Source organism: Demequina lignilytica (genome assembly GCF_030418375.1).
Lineage (GTDB): Bacteria > Actinomycetota > Actinomycetes > Actinomycetales > Demequinaceae > Demequina > Demequina lignilytica.
The window spans coordinates 104,967-124,310 of record NZ_JAUHPZ010000001.1; the positions used below are offsets into that span (position 1 = coordinate 104,967).

Below are 19,344 nucleotides of genomic sequence, written 5' to 3' on the forward strand. Positions count from 1 at the left end.
CCCCATGGAAACCACCCCCCAGGCCACGCTCGAGCAGGTGCTCTACGAGGTCAAGAAGACGATCGTCGGTCAGGACGAGCTGCTCGAGCGGCTCCTGGTCGCGCTCATCGCCAAGGGCCACATCCTGGTGGAGGGCGTGCCGGGTCTGGCCAAGACCCTCACCGTGAACACGCTGGCGAAGGCGATCGGCGGCCAGTTCCAGCGGGTCCAGTTCACGCCCGACCTGGTCCCGGCCGACCTGGTCGGCTCGCGGATCTACCACCAGGGCACGGGAGAGTTCCAGACGTCGTTGGGCCCGGTGTTCGCGAACCTCCTGCTCGCCGACGAGATCAACCGCGCCCCCGCCAAGGTGCAGAGCGCGCTGCTCGAGGTCATGCAGGAGCGCCAGGTCACGATCGGCCGCGAGACCCACCGCGTCCCTAGCCCGTTCCTGGTGATGGCGACGCAGAACCCCATCGAGAACGAGGGGACGTACCCGCTGCCCGAGGCGCAGGTGGACCGGTTCATGATGAAGGTCGTCGTGGACTACCCCTCGCCGACCGAGGAGTTCGTGATCGTCGAGCGTGCCGTGACGCCGGGCGCCGCCCCGCTGCAGGTGCTCGACCCCGACGGGCTCGTCGCGCTCCAGGAGGCGGCGCAGGGGATCTACGCCGACCCCGCGATCCTCGAGTACGCCGTCCGTCTCACCGCGGCGACACGTGAGCCCGCGCGTCACGGGATGGGCGACCTCGACCGCTACGTCACCTTCGGCGCGAGCCCGCGCGCCTCGATCAACCTGGTCCTCGCCGGTCGTGCGCTCGCCCTGCTCCGTGGCCGCGACTACGTGCTGCCCGAGGACCTCCAGCACTTGGCGCTGGACATCCTGCGCCACCGGATCGTCCTCAGCTACGAGGCCCTCGCTGACGGCGTGACCGCCGACGACCTGGTGCGTCGCGCTCTCGCCGTGGTGCCGGTGCCGGAGCCGGCGAAGGTGGCCGGCTGACCATGCTGACCGCACCCGAGCGCCTGCTCGCGCGCCTCGAGTGGACCGTCCTCCGACGGCTCGACGGGCGCCTGCTCGGCGCCCACCGCTCGCTCGCGCGCGGGCACGGCATCGACGTCGCCTCGGTCCGCCCGTACGTGCCGGGAGACGATGCGCGCCACATGGACTGGGCGGTCACCGCCCGATTGGACGAGCCCCACGTCCGGCGTCACGAGGAGGACCGCGAGGTCACCGCCTGGCTCGTGATCGACTCGTCGGCCTCGATGCGGTTCGGCGCCGCGGAGCGGGACAAGTCCGCGCTGACCGCGGAGCTCGCCACCGCGATCACCCGGCTGCTGACCAGCGGGGGCGACCGCGCGGGCGCGATCCTCTACGACGGGGGACAGGCCCGGGTCCTGCCCGCACGGTCCGGCCGCGACCAGGCACTCCTGGTGGCCCGCGCGGTGACGGAGGCTCCGGACCCGAGGCACGGCGGCGAGACGGACCTCGCCGCCATGCTGCGCCTCGCGGCGACCTGCGTGCGCCGGCGCAGCCTGATCGTGGTCCTGTCCGACCTGCTCGGCGCGGAGGGCTGGGAGCGCGACCTCAGGCGCCTCACCCACCGTCACGAGGTGGTGGTGATCAGGATCACCGACCCCGTGGAGGACGAGCTGCCCGAGCTGGGCACCGTCGCGCTGGAGGACGCCGAGACGGGGGAGCAGCTCCTGGTCGACGCGTCCGATCCCGCCTTCCGTGCGCGCTACGCGCAGGAGGTGGCCGCCCGCGACGCGGCGCTGCGCACCGCCGTCCGGCGCGCCGGGGCGGAGGGGCACTCCGTCTCGACCGGCGAGGACCTGGTGTCCATCCTGGTGCGCGTCGTCGAGTCCGCGCGCTGGCGACAGGGGAGGCGCGCATGAGCTTCCTCGCACCCCTCTGGATCGTCGCCGCGGCGGTCGTCGCGGGCGCGTTCGCGGTCGCCTTGGTGCTCGTCGAGCGCCGTCGCCGGGAGGTCCTCGCGGCCTCGGGTCTCGTGGTGCGCCGCGGGGGCGGGCGGACCGTCGCGATCGCCCTGGCGATCGCAGGCATCGCCCTGCTGCTCGTGGCGGCGGCGAGGCCGCAGGCGGTGGTGACCATCCCCCGCGCCGCGGGCACGGTCGTGGTCGCCGTCGACACCTCCGCGTCCATGACAGCCGAGGACGTCGACCCCACCCGGCTCGCGGCGGCCCAGGCGGCCGCCGTGTCCTTCATCGAGGCGCAGCCGACCACCGTCGACATCGGCGTGGTCTCCTTCGCCGAGGGCGCGCTCGCCACCCAGACGCCGAGCGAGGACCACCTCGCGGCCGAGGAGGCCGTCGATTCCCTCAGCGCGACCGGCGCCACGTCGCTCGGGCAGGCGATCCTCGCCGCGCTGAGCGCGATCACGGGTGAGACCGTCACGCTCGACGGCGCGACGGAGTCGGGGGAGTCGGGCACGGAGACCACGGCGACCGCGGCCTCCACCGGCACCGCCGCGTCGACCTCCGAGACCGACGACCCGGGCTACTGGGGCGACGCCACGATCGTCCTCATCTCCGACGGGGAGGACACCGCTGGACCGGACGCGCTGGCCGCCGCCGAGCTCGCCTCCTCGCTCGGGGTCCACATCGAGACGATCGGGGTGGGCACCGCAGCGGGCACCACCCTCGAGGTCGACGGTTACACCGTCACCACGGCGCTCGACGAGGCGCTCCTCACCCAGGTCGCCGAGACCACCGGCGGGAGCTACCACGAGCTCGCCGACGCGTCCGAGGTGGACGACGTGGCCGCGGGCCTGGACCTGCGGGTCACGGCCCAGACCGAGGAGACGGAGGTCACGGCGCTCGTCGCGGGCGCCGCGCTCGTCGTGCTGCTCGTGGGCGGCTCCCTCATGATCATCCGCACCGGAAGGCCCCTCTGATGTCCCTCGCCTGGCCGTTCGCGCTCGCCGCGCTGCTCGCGGTCCCGCTGCTCGCACTCGTGTGGCTGGTCATGCGCCGTCGTCGGCGCCGCACCGCCGTCCGCGTCTCCTCGCTGCGCCTCGCGCGCGCGGCGAACGGGCCGTCGTCCCGTGCCCGGACGTGGGTGCCTGCCGCGCTGCTGGGCGTCGGCATGCTGCTCGCCGGCGTCGCCGTCGCCCGCCCCCAGACGACCGTCGACGTCGCCACGAGCGAGTCGACCATGATGCTCGCGATCGACGTCTCGAGCTCGATGTGCACCACCGACGTCGACCCGAACCGACTGATCGCGGCTCAGGAGGCGGCCGTCGAGTTCATCGAGGCGCAGCCCGAGGGCACGCGCATCGGGATCGTCGCGTTCTCCTCGATCGCCGGCGTGGTGGCCTCGCCCACCTCGGACAAGGACGACCTGGTCGCGGCCGTGGACTCCCTGACGACCTCCCGGGGGACGGCGATCGGGCAGGCGATCCTCGCCTCGATCGACGCGATCGCCTCGATCGACCCGGACGTGGCTCCCACGGGCGTGGAGGTGGAGGCGACGTCCACGAGCGCCGACCAGGACGACGACGCCGGCTACGCCGCCGAGACGATCGTGGTGCTCACCGACGGCTCCAACTCCACCGGAGTGGAACCGGTGACCGCCGCCGAGGAGGCCGCCGCCCGAGGGCTGCGCGTCTACACCATCGGCTTCGGGACAACCGAGTCCGCCTCGTCGTCCTGCAGCGCGGGGCAGGTCGACACCTCCCAGCTGATGGGCGGCGGCGGGGGAGGCGGTGGTCAGACCATCGACGTCGCCACGCTGCAGGAGGTCGCGGATCTCACCGGCGGCGAGTACTTCTCCGCCGACGCGGCGGACTCCCTGACCGAGGTGCTGCTGGATCTGCCCGAGGTGGTCGACGTGCAGCAGGAGAAGGTCGACGTCGGGAACTGGTTCGTGCTGGGCGCTGCCGGCTCGGCCGCTGCCGGCGTCGCGCTCTCCCTGTGGTGGGGTCGCACGCGGCGACCGCAGCGCGCGGCGACGACCCCCTAGGGGCTGCTACCAGCGGTTGCCGCGGCCCCTGCGGTCGCCGTCACGGGAGTCGCGGCCGCCGCGGGTGTCGCGCCGCGGCCCGCCCTTGCCCCGCGGCGCGTCGTCGCGGCCGTACCGGTCGGACCGGTCCGACCCGCGGCGCGCCCCGCCGGGCCCGCGGTCCACCTGGATCTCGATCAGGCGGCCGCTGATGCGCGTGCGTGCCAGGCGGTCGAGCACGCCCGCCGGCATGGACGCCGGCAGCTCGACCAGGGAGAACTCCGGCTTGATCGTGATCGCGCCGAAGTCGTCACGTCCGAGCCCGCCCTCGTTGGCGATCGCGCCGACGATCTGTCGCGGGTCCACCTTGTGACGGCGGCCGACGTTGATGCGATAGGCGACCCAGCTGCCTCCGGAGCGGGCCTCGCGACGGCGGTCTCCGCCGCGCTCGCCGTCGCCCTCGCGGCCCGGCCGCTCCTTGCGCTTGTCGGGCGCGAGCTCCATGCGCTTCATCTCGTCCGCATCGTCGAGCAGCAGCTGCGTCTCGCCCTGCGCGACCACCGCGAGCGCGGCCGCGACGTCCGCCTCCGGCACATCATGGTGCTCGACGTAGTGGTTGATGATGTCGCGGAAGCGGTCGATCCGCGTCGACTGCTCGAGGGCCTCCGTGATCGAGTCGTCGAAGCGTGACAGGCGCGAGGCGTTGATGTCGTCCACCGTGGGCAGGTGCATCTGGGTGAGGGGCTGCCGCGTCGCCTTCTCGATCGCGGCGAGCAGTCGACGCTCCCGCGGGGTCACGAAGCTGATCGCGTCGCCGGTGCGACCCGCACGACCGGTCCGACCGACCCGGTGCACGTAGGACTCGGTGTCGATCGGCAGGTCGTAGTTGAACACGTGGGTGATCCGCTCGACGTCGAGGCCCCGCGCCGCCACGTCGGTCGCGACCAGGACGTCGAGCTTGCCGTCGCGCAGCTGGTTGATGGTGCGCTCGCGCTGCGCCTGCACCACGTCGCCGTTGATCGCGGCCGCGGCGAAGCCGCGCGCCCGCAGGCGCTCTGCGACCGTCTCGGTCTCATTCTTGGTCCGGGTGAACACGATCGCCGCCTCGAAGTTCTCGACCTCGAGGATGCGGTTGAGCGCGTCGAGCTTCTGCGGGTACGAGACCACGACGTAGCGCTGGGTGATGGTCGAGGAGGTGGTGGTCTTCTTCTTGACCGTGATCTCGACCGGGTCGTTGAGGTGGGTCGCGGCGATGCGGCGGATCGACGACGGCATCGTGGCCGAGAACAGCGCGACCTGCTTGCCGGGAGGCGTGGAGCCGAGGATGGTCTCGACGTCCTCGGCGAAGCCCATCTTGAGCATCTCGTCCGCCTCGTCGAGCACCACGTACCTCAGCTCCGACAGGTCGAGCGTCCCGCGGTCGAGGTGATCCATGATGCGACCGGGGGTGCCCACCACGATGTGCACGCCGCGACGCAGCGCGGACAGCTGCACCCCGTAGGCCTGACCGCCGTACACGGGCAGGACGTGGACGCCCTTGAGGTGCGACGCGTAACGCTCGAAGGCCTCGCACACCTGGAGCGCGAGCTCACGGGTCGGTGCGAGCACGAGCGCCTGCGGCTTCTTCTGGGTCCGGTCGAGCCGCGCGAGGATGGGCAGCGCGAACGCGGCCGTCTTGCCCGTGCCGGTCTGGGCGAGGCCCATCACGTCGAGCCCGTTCAGCAGCAGGGGGATGGTCTGCGCCTGGATCTCGGACGGGGTCTCGTAGCCCACGTCCGACAGCGCCTTGAGGACGGGGCCCTCGAGCCCGAGGTCGGCGAAGGTGGTCAGCGGGGTCTGGTCGGCGCCCTGCGCCTCGCCGTTCTCGGAGCTCATAGGACAACGGTAGGCGGTCGAGGCGGCCTTCGGGGCGCTTTCCTGGTCAGATTCGCTGGGTCGAGCCCAGCCCACGCGTCACCGGGCGCGCCTCATGGGGCCGCGCCTGTGCCGGAGCAGGTGCGGGCACGGGTGCCATGATGCGCCCCCGGAGGGCACCGAGCAGGTGAAGGATGCCGGCGACGATGACGCCGGTGGCCGCGATGCCGAGCAGGGACCCGGCCACGGCGATCGCGCCGCGAGCGGGATCGAGGAAGGGATAGGGCACCCAGCCGTCGACGACGCCCCTCACCATCAGGTAGCCGAGCCACATGCCGGGCAGGACGAGGACCGACCACAGGTGCCGGCTGGTGAGGCGCCGGCGGGTGCCCACCACGAGCCAGTCGAGCACGAGGATGACGGCGGAGCCGCCGTGGATGACCGCGTTCGCCCACGGGAAGATCGGCTCGGTGAAGGGGGCGAGCACGGCCCAGTAGACCGCCCCCACGATCACCAGGTAGGTCGCTGCGTTGACCCTCATGATCGCGACCCAGCGGGGCTCGGTGCGGCGCCGGTGCCCGACGGATCCCAGGAGGGCGACGATGCCCGCGACGTTCGCGAGCGGCGTGAAGTAGCCGGGGAGCTGATCCCAGGTGAAGGTGCCGTAGGACAGGTCCGCCCAGGCCTGCGTCGCCAAAGCCGAGGCAATGCCGAGGGCGGCGACGATGCGGGTGATGGTCAAGGCGGCTTCTTTGCTCACAAAAGAAGACTTTACACAACCGTGATGGAAACGTGACATTCGCCGTGGCGTGTGTCGGGACCCCGGCGGTCAGCCGTCCGGCGGGGCCTGACCGTCCAGGAACTCGTACACGGCGACGCGATCGATGCCGGTGGCGTTGCCCGAGGGCGTGGCGGCGAGCAGCGACGAGTTGATCCGGGCCGCGGGCCGCACCTGTCCGTCCCAGCGCTCGGAGAGATCGTGTCGCGGCTCCCGGCAGCACCCGGGGTCCGGGCACGTCGAGGCGCGCCGCGTGGTCGTGTCGCGTCCCCGGAACCACTTCGAGTGGACGTACTGGGTACCGACCGACACGGAGTGGTCGCCCGCGCCGGTGGTCTGCACCGCCGACGTGCACCAGTAGGTGCCGTTCGGCTTGTCGGTGTACTGGTGGTAGATCCCGTACCGGTCGGCCCGCTCGAACACCTGGCGCGCGCTCCACTGGCGGCACACGCGCTGACCCTCGACGTTGCCGAGCGCGTCCTGGGGGAACTTGGCGCCGTCGTTCTCGTAGGCCTTGGAGACCACCCCGGCGGAGCTGACCTTGAGGAAGTGCACGGGGAGGTCGAGGTGCTCGGTGGCGAGGTTGGTGAAGCGATGGGCGGCCGACTCGTAGCTCACCGCGAAGGCGTCGCGAAGGTCCTCCACCGACAGGTCGCGCACGGCCTTCGCCGCGGTGAGCAGGTCGACCGCGGAGCGCTCCGGCATCATCAGCGCGGCGGCGAGGTAGTTGGCCTCCACCCGCTGGCGGAGCAGGTCGCCGTAGTCGCGCGGCTCCTCGTGGCCCAGGACGTGCGCGGCGAGCGCCTGCAGCAGGACCACCCTGCGGTCGGCGCCGTCGCTGCGGATGGGCAGGTAGAGGCGGCCGTGCCGCTCGTCCGTCACCGATCGGGCGGTGACCGGGAGGTCGTGCACGTAGTGCAGCGTGAAGCCCAGGTGCGACGCGAGCGAGGAGGCGGCCGAGTGCGACAGCGGTCCTCCGTGGTGCCCGATCGCGCCCAGCAGGCCGGCGGCGACCCGCTCGAGCTCCGGGTAGTGGTTGTGCTGCTCCCGCTGGGTGGCGCGGAGCTCGGTGTTCGCGCGGCGCGCCTCCTCCGGGGTGGACGCGCGACGTTCGTGCAGGCGCACCAGCTCGGCATGCATCGCCAGGACGGTCTCGAGGGCGGCGTCGGGGAGCGAGCGTCGCACCTGCAGCCGCGGGATCTGCAGGGCCTCGAACAGCGGGCCGTCCTGGGCACGCGCGAGCGCGATCTCCAGGGCGTCGCGCCGGGACGGCGGCTCGGGGTCGAGGAGGTCGTCGAGCGAGGCGCCGAGAGCGGCGGCCATCGCCTGGAGCTCCGACACTCGCAGCTCGCGGTGCCCGTTCTCGATCACCGAGATCTGCGAGGCCGCCCGTCCGAAGGCCTCGCCGAGCTGCTGCACGGTCATGCCGCGCGCGGTGCGGAGCGCGCGGATGCGCCGGCCGATGGTCAGGGGCGTGGGGCCGGCCTCGTGCTCGGCTCCCGTCGTCGTCGACGTGCTCATGCCGCGACTCTGCCACACGAGCGTTTCGAAGGCCAGAAATTCGCGAGAAGTTCTGATGCCTCACCCCGCGAATTCGGGTGAACGTGCCTCCTACCGTGGTCATACGGACACCCCGAGGAGCAAAGGAGCTTCCGATGACCAGCATGATCCGCCCCGGAGATCAGACCCAGACCGCAGCCGAGCTCGAGTCCGAGTGGGAGTGGGACCCCCGGTGGACCGGCATCCGCCGTGACTACACCGGCGCGGACGTCGTCGCGCTGCGCGGTCCGGTCCGGGAGCAGGCCACCCTCGCCGCCCGCGGGGCGGAGGCGCTGTGGGACATGATCCAGGTCAACCGCGAGCGCCCGGACCAGTGGGTCGCCGCGCTCGGGGCGCTCACCGGCAACCAGGCGGTGCAGCAGGTCCGTGCAGGCCTCAAGGCGATCTACCTGTCGGGCTGGCAGGTCGCGGCGGACGCCAACCTGTCGGGCCAGACCTATCCCGACCAGAGCCTGTACCCGGCGAACTCGGTGCCGGCCGTCGTCCGCCGCATCAACAACGCCCTGCTCCGCGCCTCCCAGATCGAGCACGCCGAGGGTGGCACGACCCGCGACTGGCTGGCGCCGATCGTCGCGGACGCGGAGGCCGGCTTCGGCGGTCCGCTCAACGCGTACGAGCTGATGCACGGCATGATCGCCGCCGGAGCCGCCGGCGTGCACTGGGAGGACCAGCTCGCCTCGGAGAAGAAGTGCGGGCACATGGGCGGCAAGGTGCTCGTGCCCACCGGGCAGCACGTCCGGACGCTCAACGCCGCGCGCCTCGCCGCGGACGTCGCGGGTGTCCCGTCGGTGGTGATCGCCCGCACCGACGCGCTGGCGGCGACGCTGCTGACCTCGGACGTCGACGAGCGCGACCGCCCCTTCCTCACCGGTGAGCGGACCGCGGAGGGCTTCTACGAGGTGCGGAACGGCATCGAGCCGGTGATCGCCCGCGGCCTCGCCTACGCGCCGTACGCCGACATGATCTGGGTGGAGTCGGCCGCTCCGGACCTGGAGCTCGCCCGGCGGTTCGCAGAGGCGGTGCACGCCGAGCACCCCCACAAGCGTCTCGCCTACAACTGCTCGCCGAGCTTCAACTGGCGGCGCCACCTGGGCGAGGCGGAGATCGCCTCGTTCCAGCGGGAGCTCGCCGCCATGGGCTACGCCTTCCAGTTCATCACCCTCGCCGGCTTCCACTCGCTGAACCACGGCATGTTCGAGCTCGCGCGGGGGTACGCCGAGACCCAGATGAGCGCCTACGTGGAGCTCCAGGAGGCGGAGTTCGCCTCCGAGGCGCACGGCTACACCGCGACGCGTCACCAGGCCGAGGTGGGAACCGGCTACTTCGACCGGGTGGCCACCGCCCTCAACCCGACGGCCTCGACCCTGGCGCTCGCCGGGTCGACCGAGGCCGAGCAGTTCTAGCACCGACATGCATCCCTAGGAGCCATCATGTGCCACACCACGATCACGACGAACGCGCCCATGGGCCCGCGCTACGCGGAGATCCTGAGCCCCGAGGCGCTCGACTTCATCGCCACGCTCCACCGGCAGCTCGCCGGCGAGCGGGCGGACCTCCTGCAGGCCCGTCACGCTCGTCAGGAGGCGATCGCCGCGGGAGCGGACCTGGGCTTCCTCGCGGAGACGGCGGCCGTCCGCGACGACCCGCATTGGCGCGTCGCGGGACCCGGGCCCGGGTTGGAGGACCGCCGCGTCGAGATCACGGGTCCGACGGACCGCAAGATGACCATCAACGCGCTGAACTCGGGCGCGCGGGTGTGGCTCGCGGACCACGAGGACGCGAACACCCCGACGTTCGCGAACATGGTCGAGGGCCAGCTCAACCTCCGCGACGCGATCCGTCGAGAGATCTCCTACACGTCACCCGACGGGAAGGAGTACACCCTGGGCGAGACCACGCCGACGATCGTGTTCCGTCCTCGCGGCTGGCACCTCGCCTCGCGCCACCTCATGCACGTCGACGAGCACGGCAACCGCTTCGCGTGCTCGGCCTCGATGGTCGACGCGGGCCTGTACCTGTTCCACAACGCGAAGGAGCTCATCGCGCGCGGCTCGGGACCGTACCTCTACCTGCCGAAGATCGAGGGGCACCGGGAGGCGCGTCTGTGGGACCACCTGTTCACGCTCGCCGAGCAGGAGCTCGGACTCGAGCACGGCACCATCCGCGCGACGGTGCTCATCGAGACGCTGCCGGCGGCGTTCGAGATGGAGGAGATCCTCTACGAGCTCCGCGATCACTGCGCCGGGCTCAACGCGGGCCGGTGGGACTACATCTTCTCCATCATCAAGACCTACCGCGAGCGGGGCGACGAGCACGTGCTGCCCGACCGGGCGCAGATCACCATGACGGTGCCGTTCATGCGCGCCTACACCGAGCTGCTGGTGTCGACCTGCCACCGGCGCGGCGCCCAGGCGATCGGCGGCATGAGCGCGTTCATCCCCAACCGGCGCGACCCGGAGGCCACCGAGAAGGCGCTCGCCCAGGTCGCCGCGGACAAGCGCCGGGAGGCCAGCGACGGCTTCGACGGCTCCTGGGTCGCCCATCCGGGTCTGGTGGCCGTCGCGCAGGCGGAGTTCGACGCGGTGCTCGGCGACCGCCCGAACCAGCTCGACCGCCAGCGGTCGGAGGTCTCCGTCACGGCCGCGGACCTGCTCGACACCACGGTGCCCGGCGGCCGCATCACCCTCGCGGGCGTGCGGGCCAATGTGTCGGCCGCGCTCAGGTACCTCGAGAGCTGGCTGCGGGGCGTGGGGGCGGCGGGCATCGACAACCTGATGGAGGACGTGGCCACGGCGGAGATCAGCCGGTCCCAGCTGTGGCAGTGGATCCGCACCGGTGCGACGACCTCTGAGGGGATCCCGGTGACGCGGGAGCTGGTCGCGCAGATGCTGGCGGAGACCATGTCGACGGTCGAGCGCCCCGACGGCGAGCTGTTCGACCAGGCGGCGGCGCTGCTCGCGGAGGCCTGCCTCGAGGAGGCGTACCCGTCGTTCGTCACGCTGCCCGGCTGCACCCGCTACCTGACCGACCGCGTGCCGGTCGCCGCCTGAGGGGGGCTGGGGGGCATGGTCGAGGGGTGCGGTCCTGCTGGGGCCGCACCCCTCGACGGCTCCGGTCAGCGGGTGTCGCCGCCGCCGGTGGCCACCGCGGCACGGCCCGCCTCGAGCCGCGCGACGGGGATCCGGAACGGGGAGCACGACACGTAGTCGAGCCCCGCCTCGTGGAAGAAGTGGATCGACTGCGGGTCACCGCCGTGCTCGCCGCAGACGCCGAGGCGCAGGTCCGGCCGGGTGGCGCGACCCTCCTCGGCGGCGATCCGCACCAGCCGGCCGACCCCTTGGCGGTCGAGCGACTCGAATGGCGACACCGAGAACACGCCCTTCTCCGTGTAGTCGTGGAAGAACGCGCCCTCGACGTCGTCGCGGGAGAAGCCCCACGTCGTCTGGGTCAGGTCGTTGGTGCCGAAGGAGAAGAACTCGGCCACGGATGCCATGCGATCGGCGGTGAGCGCGGCGCGTGGCAGCTCGATCATCGCGCCGACCGGGATGTGCAGCTCGACACCGGTCTCGGCTGACACCTCCGCGATGATGCGCTCGGCCTCGTCCCGCACCAGGTGGAGCTCCATGATCGACGCGGCCAGGGGGATCATGATCTCCGCGTGGGGGGTGCCCCCCGCCGTGGTGCGCGCCGCCTGCGCCTCGGCGATCGCGCGGATCTGCAGGGCGAACAGCCCCGGGATGACGATGCCGAGCCGCACGCCGCGAAGGCCGAGCATCGGGTTCGCCTCATGCATCCGGTTCACCGCAGCGAGCAGCACCTGGTCGCGCTCGACCTCGTCGCCCGTCTCCCCGCGCTCCTTGGCGAGGGCGACGCGCACCGCGAGCTCGGTCAGGTCCGGGAGGAACTCGTGCAGGGGAGGGTCGATCAGCCGGATCGTCACCGGCAGCCCGTCCATCACCTCGAGCAGCTCGGTGAAGTCCTGGCGCTGGAGGGGGAGCAGGGCGTCGAGCGCCTCCTGCCGCGCCGCATCGTCCGCCGCGAGGATCAGGTGCTCGATGAGCACGCGCCGCTCGCCGAGGAACTGGTGCTCGGTGCGGCACAGCCCGATGCCCTGCGCGCCCCACATCCGGGCGCGTGCCGCGTCCTCGGCCGTGTCGGCGTTCGCCTGGACCCCCAGGCGCCGAGCGGTGTCGGCGTGCGACAGGATCGCGTCGACCGCGCTCACCAGTTCCCTCGTCTCCTCGTCCTCGGGCGCGAGGTGGGCGAGCGCCGCGTCGAGGCCCTCCTCGAGGTAGCGGACCACCGGCGACGGCACCACCGGCACCTCGCCCAGGAAGATCTCGCCGGTCGACCCGTCGATGGCGATGATGTCGCCCTCGTGCACGACGGTGCCGCCGACGGCGAAGCTGCGCGCCTCGACGTCGACGTCGAGGGCCTCCGCCCCGACCACGCAGGTGGTGCCCATGCCGCGTGCCACGACCGCGGCGTGGGAGGTCTTGCCGCCACGGGAGGTGAGCACGCCGACCGAGGCGATCATCCCGCCCAGGTCGTCGGGGTTCGTCTCCCGTCGGACCAGGATGGGCGTGCCGCCACCGGCCGCCCACTCGATCGCGCGCGCCGAGCTGAACACCGCCGCGCCCACGGCCGCGCCGGGCGACGCCGCCATGCCGGTCGCGAGCAGGTTCCTGGCGGCCTCCATGTCGAACTGCGGGAACATGAGCTTGCTGAGCTGGGCGCCCGTGACCCGCTCGAGCGCCTCGTCCATGGTGATGAGGTGCTCGTCGACCAGCTGCTTGGCGATCCGGAAGGCCGCCGCCGCCGTGCGCTTGCCGACGCGGGTCTGGAGCATCCAGAGCTTGCCTCGCTCGATGGTGAACTCGATGTCGCAGAGGTCGCGGTAGTGGCTCTCGAGCCGCCGCATCACCTGGCGGAGCTCCCGCGACGATGCGGGGTCCAGCCGCTCGAGGTCCGCGAGAGAAAGGGTGTTCCGGATGCCGGCGACGACGTCCTCGCCCTGGGCGTTGGGCAGGTAGTCGCCGTACGAGCCCGTGCGGCCCGTGGCGGGGTCGCGGGTGAAGCACACGCCCGTTCCCGAGTCCTCGCCGAGGTTGCCGAAGACCATGGCGACCACGTTGACCGCGGTGCCCAGGTCGTCGGAGATGCGCTCGCGCCGCCGGTAGAGGCGCGCCCGCTCGGTGTTCCAGGAGCCGAACACCGCCTCGATCGCCATGTCGAGCTGCTCGCGCGGCTCCTGCGGGAACTCGCGGCCCGTGCGATCGAGCACGATCCCCTTGTAGTCCTCCACCAGGTGGCGGAGGTCGTCGGCATCCAGGGCGGTGTCCGCCGCGACGCCGCGGGCCGCCTTGCGCGCGTCGAGCGCGCCGGCGAACAGTTCGCCGTCGATGTCGAGCACCGTCTTGCCGAACATCTGGATGAGCCGGCGGTAGGAGTCCCAGGCGAAGCGCTCGTCGCCGGCGTAGGCGGCGAGGCCGTGGACCGAGCGGTCGTTCAGGCCGACGTTGAGGACCGTCTCCATCATCCCGGGCATCGAGAACTTGGCGCCGGACCGGACGGAGACGAGCAGCGGGTCGTCGGGGTCGCCCAGGTGGCGCCCCATGGCGTCCTCGAGCCGACGGACCGCCATGGTCACCTCGACCCGCAGCTCGGGCGGCGCGGCTCCGTCCGCCATGAAGGCCCGGCAGGCTTCGGTGGTGATGGTGAAGCCGGGCGGCACCGGCAGGCCCAGGCGGGTCATCTCGGCCAGGTTCGCACCCTTGCCGCCGAGCAGATCCTTGAGGTCCCTGTTGCCTTCGCTGAAGTCGAAGACGTACTTCACCATCGCGCACCTCCGCGGACACGTCGGCCCCGTTGCCGACACCACCAGTCTGTCCATCCCACGAGGCACGAGCCAGGACCTATGGCCCGAGGTCCCGGTCGAGGTCCCGGCGCGGGAGGCCGGCGCCCGGCTAGCCTCGGAGCCTGTGACGCCGTTCTACGACCCGCTCCGTTCCTACGAGGACAACTATGCGAACGGACCCTTCGGGGCGTTCGCCGAGCCGGGCGTCGCCGCCGTCGCGCCGCCCGCGGAGCGCTTCCTCGGCCGTCCCGTCCACCGGGCGTTCGGCATCCCCGCCGGCCCCCTGGTGAATGCCGCGTTCTGCGCCGCCGCCTTCCGTCACGGGTACGACGTGAACGTCTACAAGACGGTCCGGACGCGCAGCCACCCGAGCCATCCGTTCCCCAACACCCTCCGGGTGCACGTCGGCGGCGACCTGTCGCTCGAGACGGCACGCGGAGCGATGCTCGCCGACGCGGACTTCCGCGGCACGGCCAGCATCTCGAACTCCTTCGGCGTCCCATCGCGCGACCCCGACGAGTGGCAGCCCGACATGGCGGCCGCGGTCGCGGCGGCAGGCGACGGGCAGCTGCTCGTCGGCTCGTTCCAGGGCACCCACCCGGCACCGGGGGCCGCGGACCGGGTCTCGGCCTACGTCGCGGATCACGTCGCCGCCGCCTCCCTCGTGGTCGAGACCGGTGCGCCGGTCCTCGAGATGAACCTGAGCTGCCCGAACGAGGGCACGGCCGACCTCTTGTGCTTCGACACCGCCGCGGTGGTGCGGATCGCCGGCGCGATCAAGGAGAAGGTGGGTGACGTCCCGCTCCTGCTCAAACTGGCGTACTTCGCGGACGACTCCGCGCTGGCCGCCCTGGTCCACGCCACCGCCGGGATCGTCGACGGGTACGCCGCGATCAACACGATCCCGGCCCGCCTCGTGGACGCCGCCGGGCGACCGGCGCTGCCCGGGCCCGGCCGGGAGGTGGCCGGCGTGTGCGGCGACGCGATCCGCTGGGCGGGCCTGGAGATGGTGCGCCGCCTCGCCAGGCTCAGGGACGATGCGGGCGCGGGCTTCGCGATCGTTGGCGTCGGGGGAGTGATGGAGGCCTCGCACCACCTCGCGATGCGTGCCGCCGGCGCCGACGCCGTGATGAGCGCGACCGGAGCGATGTTCCGTCCCGGGCTGGGCGCGGAGGTGCGGGCCGCGCGCGGCGCCTAGTCGTCGAGCAGGGAGTCGACGGGCTCGAGGAGCTCGAGCGGCTCCACCTCGAGCTGGCCCACGCCGGGAGCGACGAACTCCAGGTGCCAGGCCTCCGGCTTGCTGCCGCCGACACGGGCCCAGGTGGGGTGCACCCAGCCGAAGTCGGCGCCGTTCGCCCGCAGCCATGCCGAGGAGGCGGCGTCCAGGTCGACCGCCATGCCCCAGCCGTGGTTGGACGTCCCGGGCGCGGCGGCGAGCCCGGCCCGCGCCGCGCGGGTGCTCACCTGCGCCGCGTACGACCGGTAAGAGCTCAGGACCACCAGGTGTCCGCCCGTCTCGGCGTGGTAGGCGTCATCCGCCGCGATCAGGGCGGTGGCGGCGTCGCAGCTGAGCTGCGCGCTCGCGGCGAACGGGAGCGGGCAGAGCGCCGCGGCGGGCAGGCGCCCGTTCGCGTAGGACATGCCGGCGGGCTGGCCGGACCAGCCGGCCTGATGCTGAGCGACGGCCGCGAGGTAGCGCGCGGTCCGCTCGTCGACGGCCGCCGCGACCGCGCGCTCATGGGTGTCGCGGCGTGCAGCGTTCTCCTCCGCCCGGCGCGCGTTCTCCGCGCTCACCCAGCCCGCGTGCGAGTCCTCCATCACCGCGTAGGCGTCCTCCAGCGTTCGGGTGGCATCGGAGAGGGTCTCGCGCCCGCGGGCGACGGCATCGGGGTCCTCGACGTCGACCTCCGTAGCCGCGACGCTGCCGAGAGCGGTCGCCGCGTCGAGGACGGCCTCGACCGCCGCGCCGTCGAGGACGCGCTCCGCCACCAGGTTCGCGTCGTCGCTCATGTCGGCGGCGAGGCTCTCCGCGTGGGCCTGCGCCTCCGCGAGCGTCGCGACGTCGCGTTCCAGCGTCGCGCCCGCGGCGGCCTCAGCGAGCCGGTCGGCGGTGTCGTCGATCTCCCGCGCCGCCGACTCGAGGTCCGCGGCCGCGCGCTCGAGCCGCTCGGCGGCCGCGTAGGCCTCGTCCGGTGACGCGATGTCGCCGGAGAGGACCTGGACCACCGCATCGTCGTCGACCACGGGCGCATCGAGGTCGGCCTCATCGTGACCTGCGGCCATGGCCGCCTCCGTCTCGACCGGGGCGTCCGCGGTCTGCTCGTCGGCCGAGGACGAGTCCGAGGACGTGGCGGTGGGCTCGTGGAGCCCGGCCAGCACGGACGCGCCGGTCGCGGAGCCGTCGACGGCGAGCGGCACCGGCAGCTCCAGCGCGAGCGAGGGGGTCTCGACCGCGACCTGGTGTAGCTCCGCGGCGCGCGCGGCCGCGTCGGCGCTGGTGGCGAGGGCGACGCTGGCGTCCACCACCTCGCCCGAGGCCGCCACCGTGGCGGCGTCGGCCGCGACGGCCTCGGCCCGTGCGAGCGACCCCTCGAGCCGCTCTCGGCTGGCTTCGACCTCGTCGGCCATCGCCCTGGCGTGGGCGACGGCGCGTGTGACGCGGTCCTCGTCGTAGACGGCGCCGGCGGTCACGCCTGCCGTGAAGAACACGACGGCAGCCGCCGCGGCTGCCGTGGGTCGGGGCGCGCGGGGGAGGAAGGGCATCAAGCAGCGGTCTCTGATCGGGAACGGGGAGCGGCCGCGCGGCAAGAGGCCTGCGCGGGCGGATCATGACAGTGTAATCGCTTGCATCCGCCGGGGTCCGGGACCTCCGGTCCTCGCTGCCGCGAGCCGACACGCCGGGGATGTCGTGATCCGGATGATCAACGGTCGTGCGTGCACGAGGGTTCCCGCGGCCGCCCGGCCGCGGGCCCGAGCGTCCGCCAGGGACCAAGGACCTAGATGCCTCATGACACGAGATCTAGTGTGTCCGACGGCGGGAAGCACTACATGTAGTGGTTGGTTGCCGCCGAAGCCGAGGTCGAAGGAGCCGGAGGGAGCATCATGAGCATCGTCGAGATGGAGCGCGCGGGGGCTATCCGGGAGGGCGGCACGCGCCACGCGCTCACCGTGGTCAAGCGCGACGGACGGACGCTGCGCTTCGACGACTCGCGGATCGGCGCGGCGGTCGCGAAGGCCTTCGTGTCGGTGCACGGAGAGCTCACCGCCGAGCACGAGCAGACCATCGACGCTCTCGTCGCACGCATCGACGCCGAGCTCGACCGCAGGTTCGTCGACGCGGTCAAGATCTACGAGATCCAGTCCGTGGTCGAGCACGAGCTGCTCGAGGCGGGGGAGTACGAGGTGGCGCGCGCCTACATCGACTACCGCGTCTCGCGCGACATCGCCCGCTCCAAGGCGACCGACCTGAACCACTCGATCCACCGCCTCCTGTCCAAGGACTCCGCGGTGGTCAACGAGAACGCGAACAAGGACGCCGAGGTCTACAACACCCAGCGCGACCTCACCGCCGGCATGGTCGGCAAGGCGATCGGCCTCAAGCTCCTGCCCGCGCACGTCGCGAACGCGCACCAGAAGGGTGACCTGCACTACCACGACCTGGACTACCACCCCTATGCGCCGATGACGAACTGCTGCCTCATCGACTTCCCGAGCATGCTGTCGGCGGGCTTCCGGATCGGCAACGCACAGGTCGAGCCCCCGCGGTCGATCCAGACGGCCACGGCGCAGATCAGCCAGATCATCGCGAACGTCTCGTCCAGCCAGTACGGCGGTTGCACCGTCAACCGCATCGACGAGCTGCTGGCGCCCTACGCCGCGCTCAACCATGCGAAGCACCTCGCCGACGCCGAGCACTGGATCGACGACGAGGAGCGGCGGGAGGAGTTCGCGCGCGACAAGACGCGCAAGGACATCTACGACGCCATGCAGTCGCTCGAGTACGAGATCAACACGCTGTTCACCTCGAACGGCCAGACCCCGTTCACCTCGGTCGGCTTCGGCCTCGGCACCGGGTGGTACGAGCGCGAGATCCAGAAGGCGATCCTGCGGATCCGCATCCGCGGGCTGGGCCGGGAGCAGCGCACCGCGATCTTCCCCAAGCTGCTGTTCACCCTCAAGCGGGGCCTCAACCTCGCGGAGGGCGACCCGAACTACGACATCAAGGAGCTCGCCGTCGAGTGCGCGACCCAGCGCATGTACCCCGACGTGCTCAGCTACGACAAGATCGTGGAGATCACCGGCTCCTTCAAGGCCCCGATGGGCTGCCGGTCCTTCCTCCAGGGGTGGACGGACGAGGACGGCCAGGACGTGGTCGACGGCCGCATGAACCTCGGCGTCGTCACCCTGAACCTGCCGCGCATCGCCCTCGAGTCCGGCGGCGACCTCGACCGCTTCTGGCAGCTCCTGGACGAGCGCCTCGAGACCCTTCACGACGCGCTCGTGTTCCGCATCGAGCGCTGCAAGGAGGCGCGCCCGGGCAACGCGCCGATCCTCTACCAGTACGGCGCCTTCGGTCGCCGCCTGTCCGCGGGCGAGGACGTCGACCAGCTGTTCCGCGACCGCCGCGCGACGGTGTCGATGGGCTACATCGGCCTGTACGAGGTCGCGACGGTCTTCTACGGCAACGCATGGGAGTCCGACCCCGAGGCCAAGGAGCTCACGCTCGAGGTGCTGCGCGCCATGAAGCGCCGCGCGGCCGCGTGGGCCGACGAGACCGGCTACCACTTCTCCGTCTACTCGACCCCGTCGGAGTCGCTCACGGACCGCTTCGCTCGCATGGACAAGGAGCGGTTCGGCGCGGTGCCGGACGTCACGGACAAGGACTACTACACCAACTCGTTCCACTACGACGTCCGCAAGAACCCCACGCCCTTCGAGAAGCTCGACTTCGAGGCCGACTACGCGCCCCTCGCGTCCGGCGGCTTCATCCACTACGTCGAGTACCCCGTGCTGCGTCAGAACCCCAAGGCGCTCGAGGCCGTGTGGGACTACGCGTACGACCGGATCGGCTACCTCGGCACGAACACGCCGATCGACCGGTGCTACGACTGCGGCTACGCGGGCGACTTCGACCCGACCGCCCGCGGCTTCGCGTGCCCGGCGTGCGGCAACGCCAACCCGGGCACGTGCGACGTGGTCAAGCGCACCTGCGGCTACCTGGGCAACCCCCAGCAGCGGCCGATGGTCCACGGCCGCCACCAGGAGATCGCGTCGCGCGTCAAGCACCTGCCCGGCGACGTGCGCGTCGCGCCGGCGCTCGAGGACCGCGAGTCGCGGCCGGAGGGATAGGGA

At 72.1% G+C, this 19,344-nt stretch carries 13 protein-coding genes; 8 read left to right on the plus strand and 5 right to left on the minus strand.

Annotated features, from left to right (window positions below; genetic code table 11):
- Positions 1–4: 4 nt before the first annotated feature.
- The 4 genes from QQX13_RS00490 to QQX13_RS00505 are packed head-to-tail and all read left to right on the plus strand — an operon-like array spanning position 5 to position 3,964.
- The gene (locus QQX13_RS00490; RefSeq protein WP_301144198.1) at positions 5–982 is read left to right on the plus strand and encodes an AAA family ATPase; all 978 of its coding nucleotides are present in this window, start codon (positions 5–7) and stop codon (positions 980–982) included.
- Between the two features lie 2 nt (positions 983–984).
- A complete protein-coding gene (locus QQX13_RS00495; protein ID WP_301144199.1) occupies positions 985–1,878 on the plus strand; it encodes a DUF58 domain-containing protein in 894 nt (297 codons plus the stop codon).
- Complete coding sequence (locus QQX13_RS00500) at positions 1,875–2,897, plus strand: VWA domain-containing protein (RefSeq protein ID WP_301144200.1); 1,023 nt, start codon at positions 1,875–1,877, stop codon at positions 2,895–2,897. Before QQX13_RS00495 ends, QQX13_RS00500 begins: the two co-directional genes overlap by 4 nt.
- Positions 2,897–3,964 (plus strand): VWA domain-containing protein, encoded by a 1,068-nt coding sequence (locus QQX13_RS00505; protein WP_301144201.1) that lies wholly within the window; start codon positions 2,897–2,899, stop codon positions 3,962–3,964. The genes QQX13_RS00500 and QQX13_RS00505 overlap by 1 nt, the downstream gene beginning before the upstream one ends.
- A 6-nt stretch (positions 3,965–3,970) precedes the next feature.
- On the opposite strand, the gene QQX13_RS00510 is transcribed toward QQX13_RS00505, so the two are convergent.
- The 3 genes from QQX13_RS00510 to QQX13_RS00520 form a co-directional block, all read right to left on the minus strand.
- The gene (locus QQX13_RS00510) at positions 3,971–5,818 is read right to left on the minus strand and encodes a DEAD/DEAH box helicase (protein ID WP_301144202.1); all 1,848 of its coding nucleotides are present in this window, start codon (positions 5,816–5,818) and stop codon (positions 3,971–3,973) included.
- A 46-nt stretch (positions 5,819–5,864) separates the two neighbouring features.
- A complete protein-coding gene (locus tag QQX13_RS00515; protein WP_301144203.1) occupies positions 5,865–6,539 on the minus strand; it encodes a Pr6Pr family membrane protein in 675 nt (224 codons plus the stop codon).
- A gap of 87 nt (positions 6,540–6,626) precedes the next feature.
- The gene (locus QQX13_RS00520; RefSeq protein ID WP_301144204.1) at positions 6,627–8,096 is read right to left on the minus strand and encodes an XRE family transcriptional regulator; all 1,470 of its coding nucleotides are present in this window, start codon (positions 8,094–8,096) and stop codon (positions 6,627–6,629) included.
- A gap of 134 nt (positions 8,097–8,230) precedes the next feature.
- On the opposite strand from QQX13_RS00520, the gene aceA reads away from it, so the two are divergent.
- Complete coding sequence (aceA, locus tag QQX13_RS00525; RefSeq protein WP_301144205.1) at positions 8,231–9,538, plus strand: isocitrate lyase; 1,308 nt, start codon at positions 8,231–8,233, stop codon at positions 9,536–9,538.
- Between the two features lie 27 nt (positions 9,539–9,565).
- Entirely contained in the window at positions 9,566–11,185 is a 1,620-nt protein-coding gene (gene aceB / locus QQX13_RS00530) for a malate synthase A (protein WP_301144206.1), read from the plus strand.
- A gap of 65 nt (positions 11,186–11,250) precedes the next feature.
- On the opposite strand, the gene ppdK is transcribed toward aceB, so the two are convergent.
- Positions 11,251–13,974, minus strand: coding sequence for a pyruvate, phosphate dikinase (gene ppdK / locus QQX13_RS00535; protein WP_301152073.1), 2,724 nt, complete (start codon positions 13,972–13,974; stop codon positions 11,251–11,253).
- A gap of 142 nt (positions 13,975–14,116) precedes the next feature.
- Here ppdK and QQX13_RS00540 point away from each other — a divergent pair, with 142 nt between their 5' ends.
- Positions 14,117–15,190, plus strand: coding sequence for a beta/alpha barrel domain-containing protein (locus QQX13_RS00540; protein WP_301152074.1), 1,074 nt, complete (start codon positions 14,117–14,119; stop codon positions 15,188–15,190).
- On the opposite strand, the gene QQX13_RS00545 is transcribed toward QQX13_RS00540, so the two are convergent.
- Positions 15,187–16,701, minus strand: a complete 1,515-nt coding sequence (locus QQX13_RS00545) for a M15 family metallopeptidase (RefSeq protein WP_301152075.1) — start codon at positions 16,699–16,701, stop codon at positions 15,187–15,189. The genes QQX13_RS00540 and QQX13_RS00545 overlap by 4 nt on opposite strands.
- A gap of 393 nt (positions 16,702–17,094) precedes the next feature.
- Here QQX13_RS00545 and nrdD point away from each other — a divergent pair, with 393 nt between their 5' ends.
- On the plus strand, positions 17,095–19,341 hold the full coding sequence (gene nrdD / locus QQX13_RS00550; RefSeq protein WP_301152076.1) for an anaerobic ribonucleoside-triphosphate reductase: 2,247 nt from the start codon (positions 17,095–17,097) through the stop codon (positions 19,339–19,341).
- Positions 19,342–19,344 lie beyond the last annotated feature (3 nt).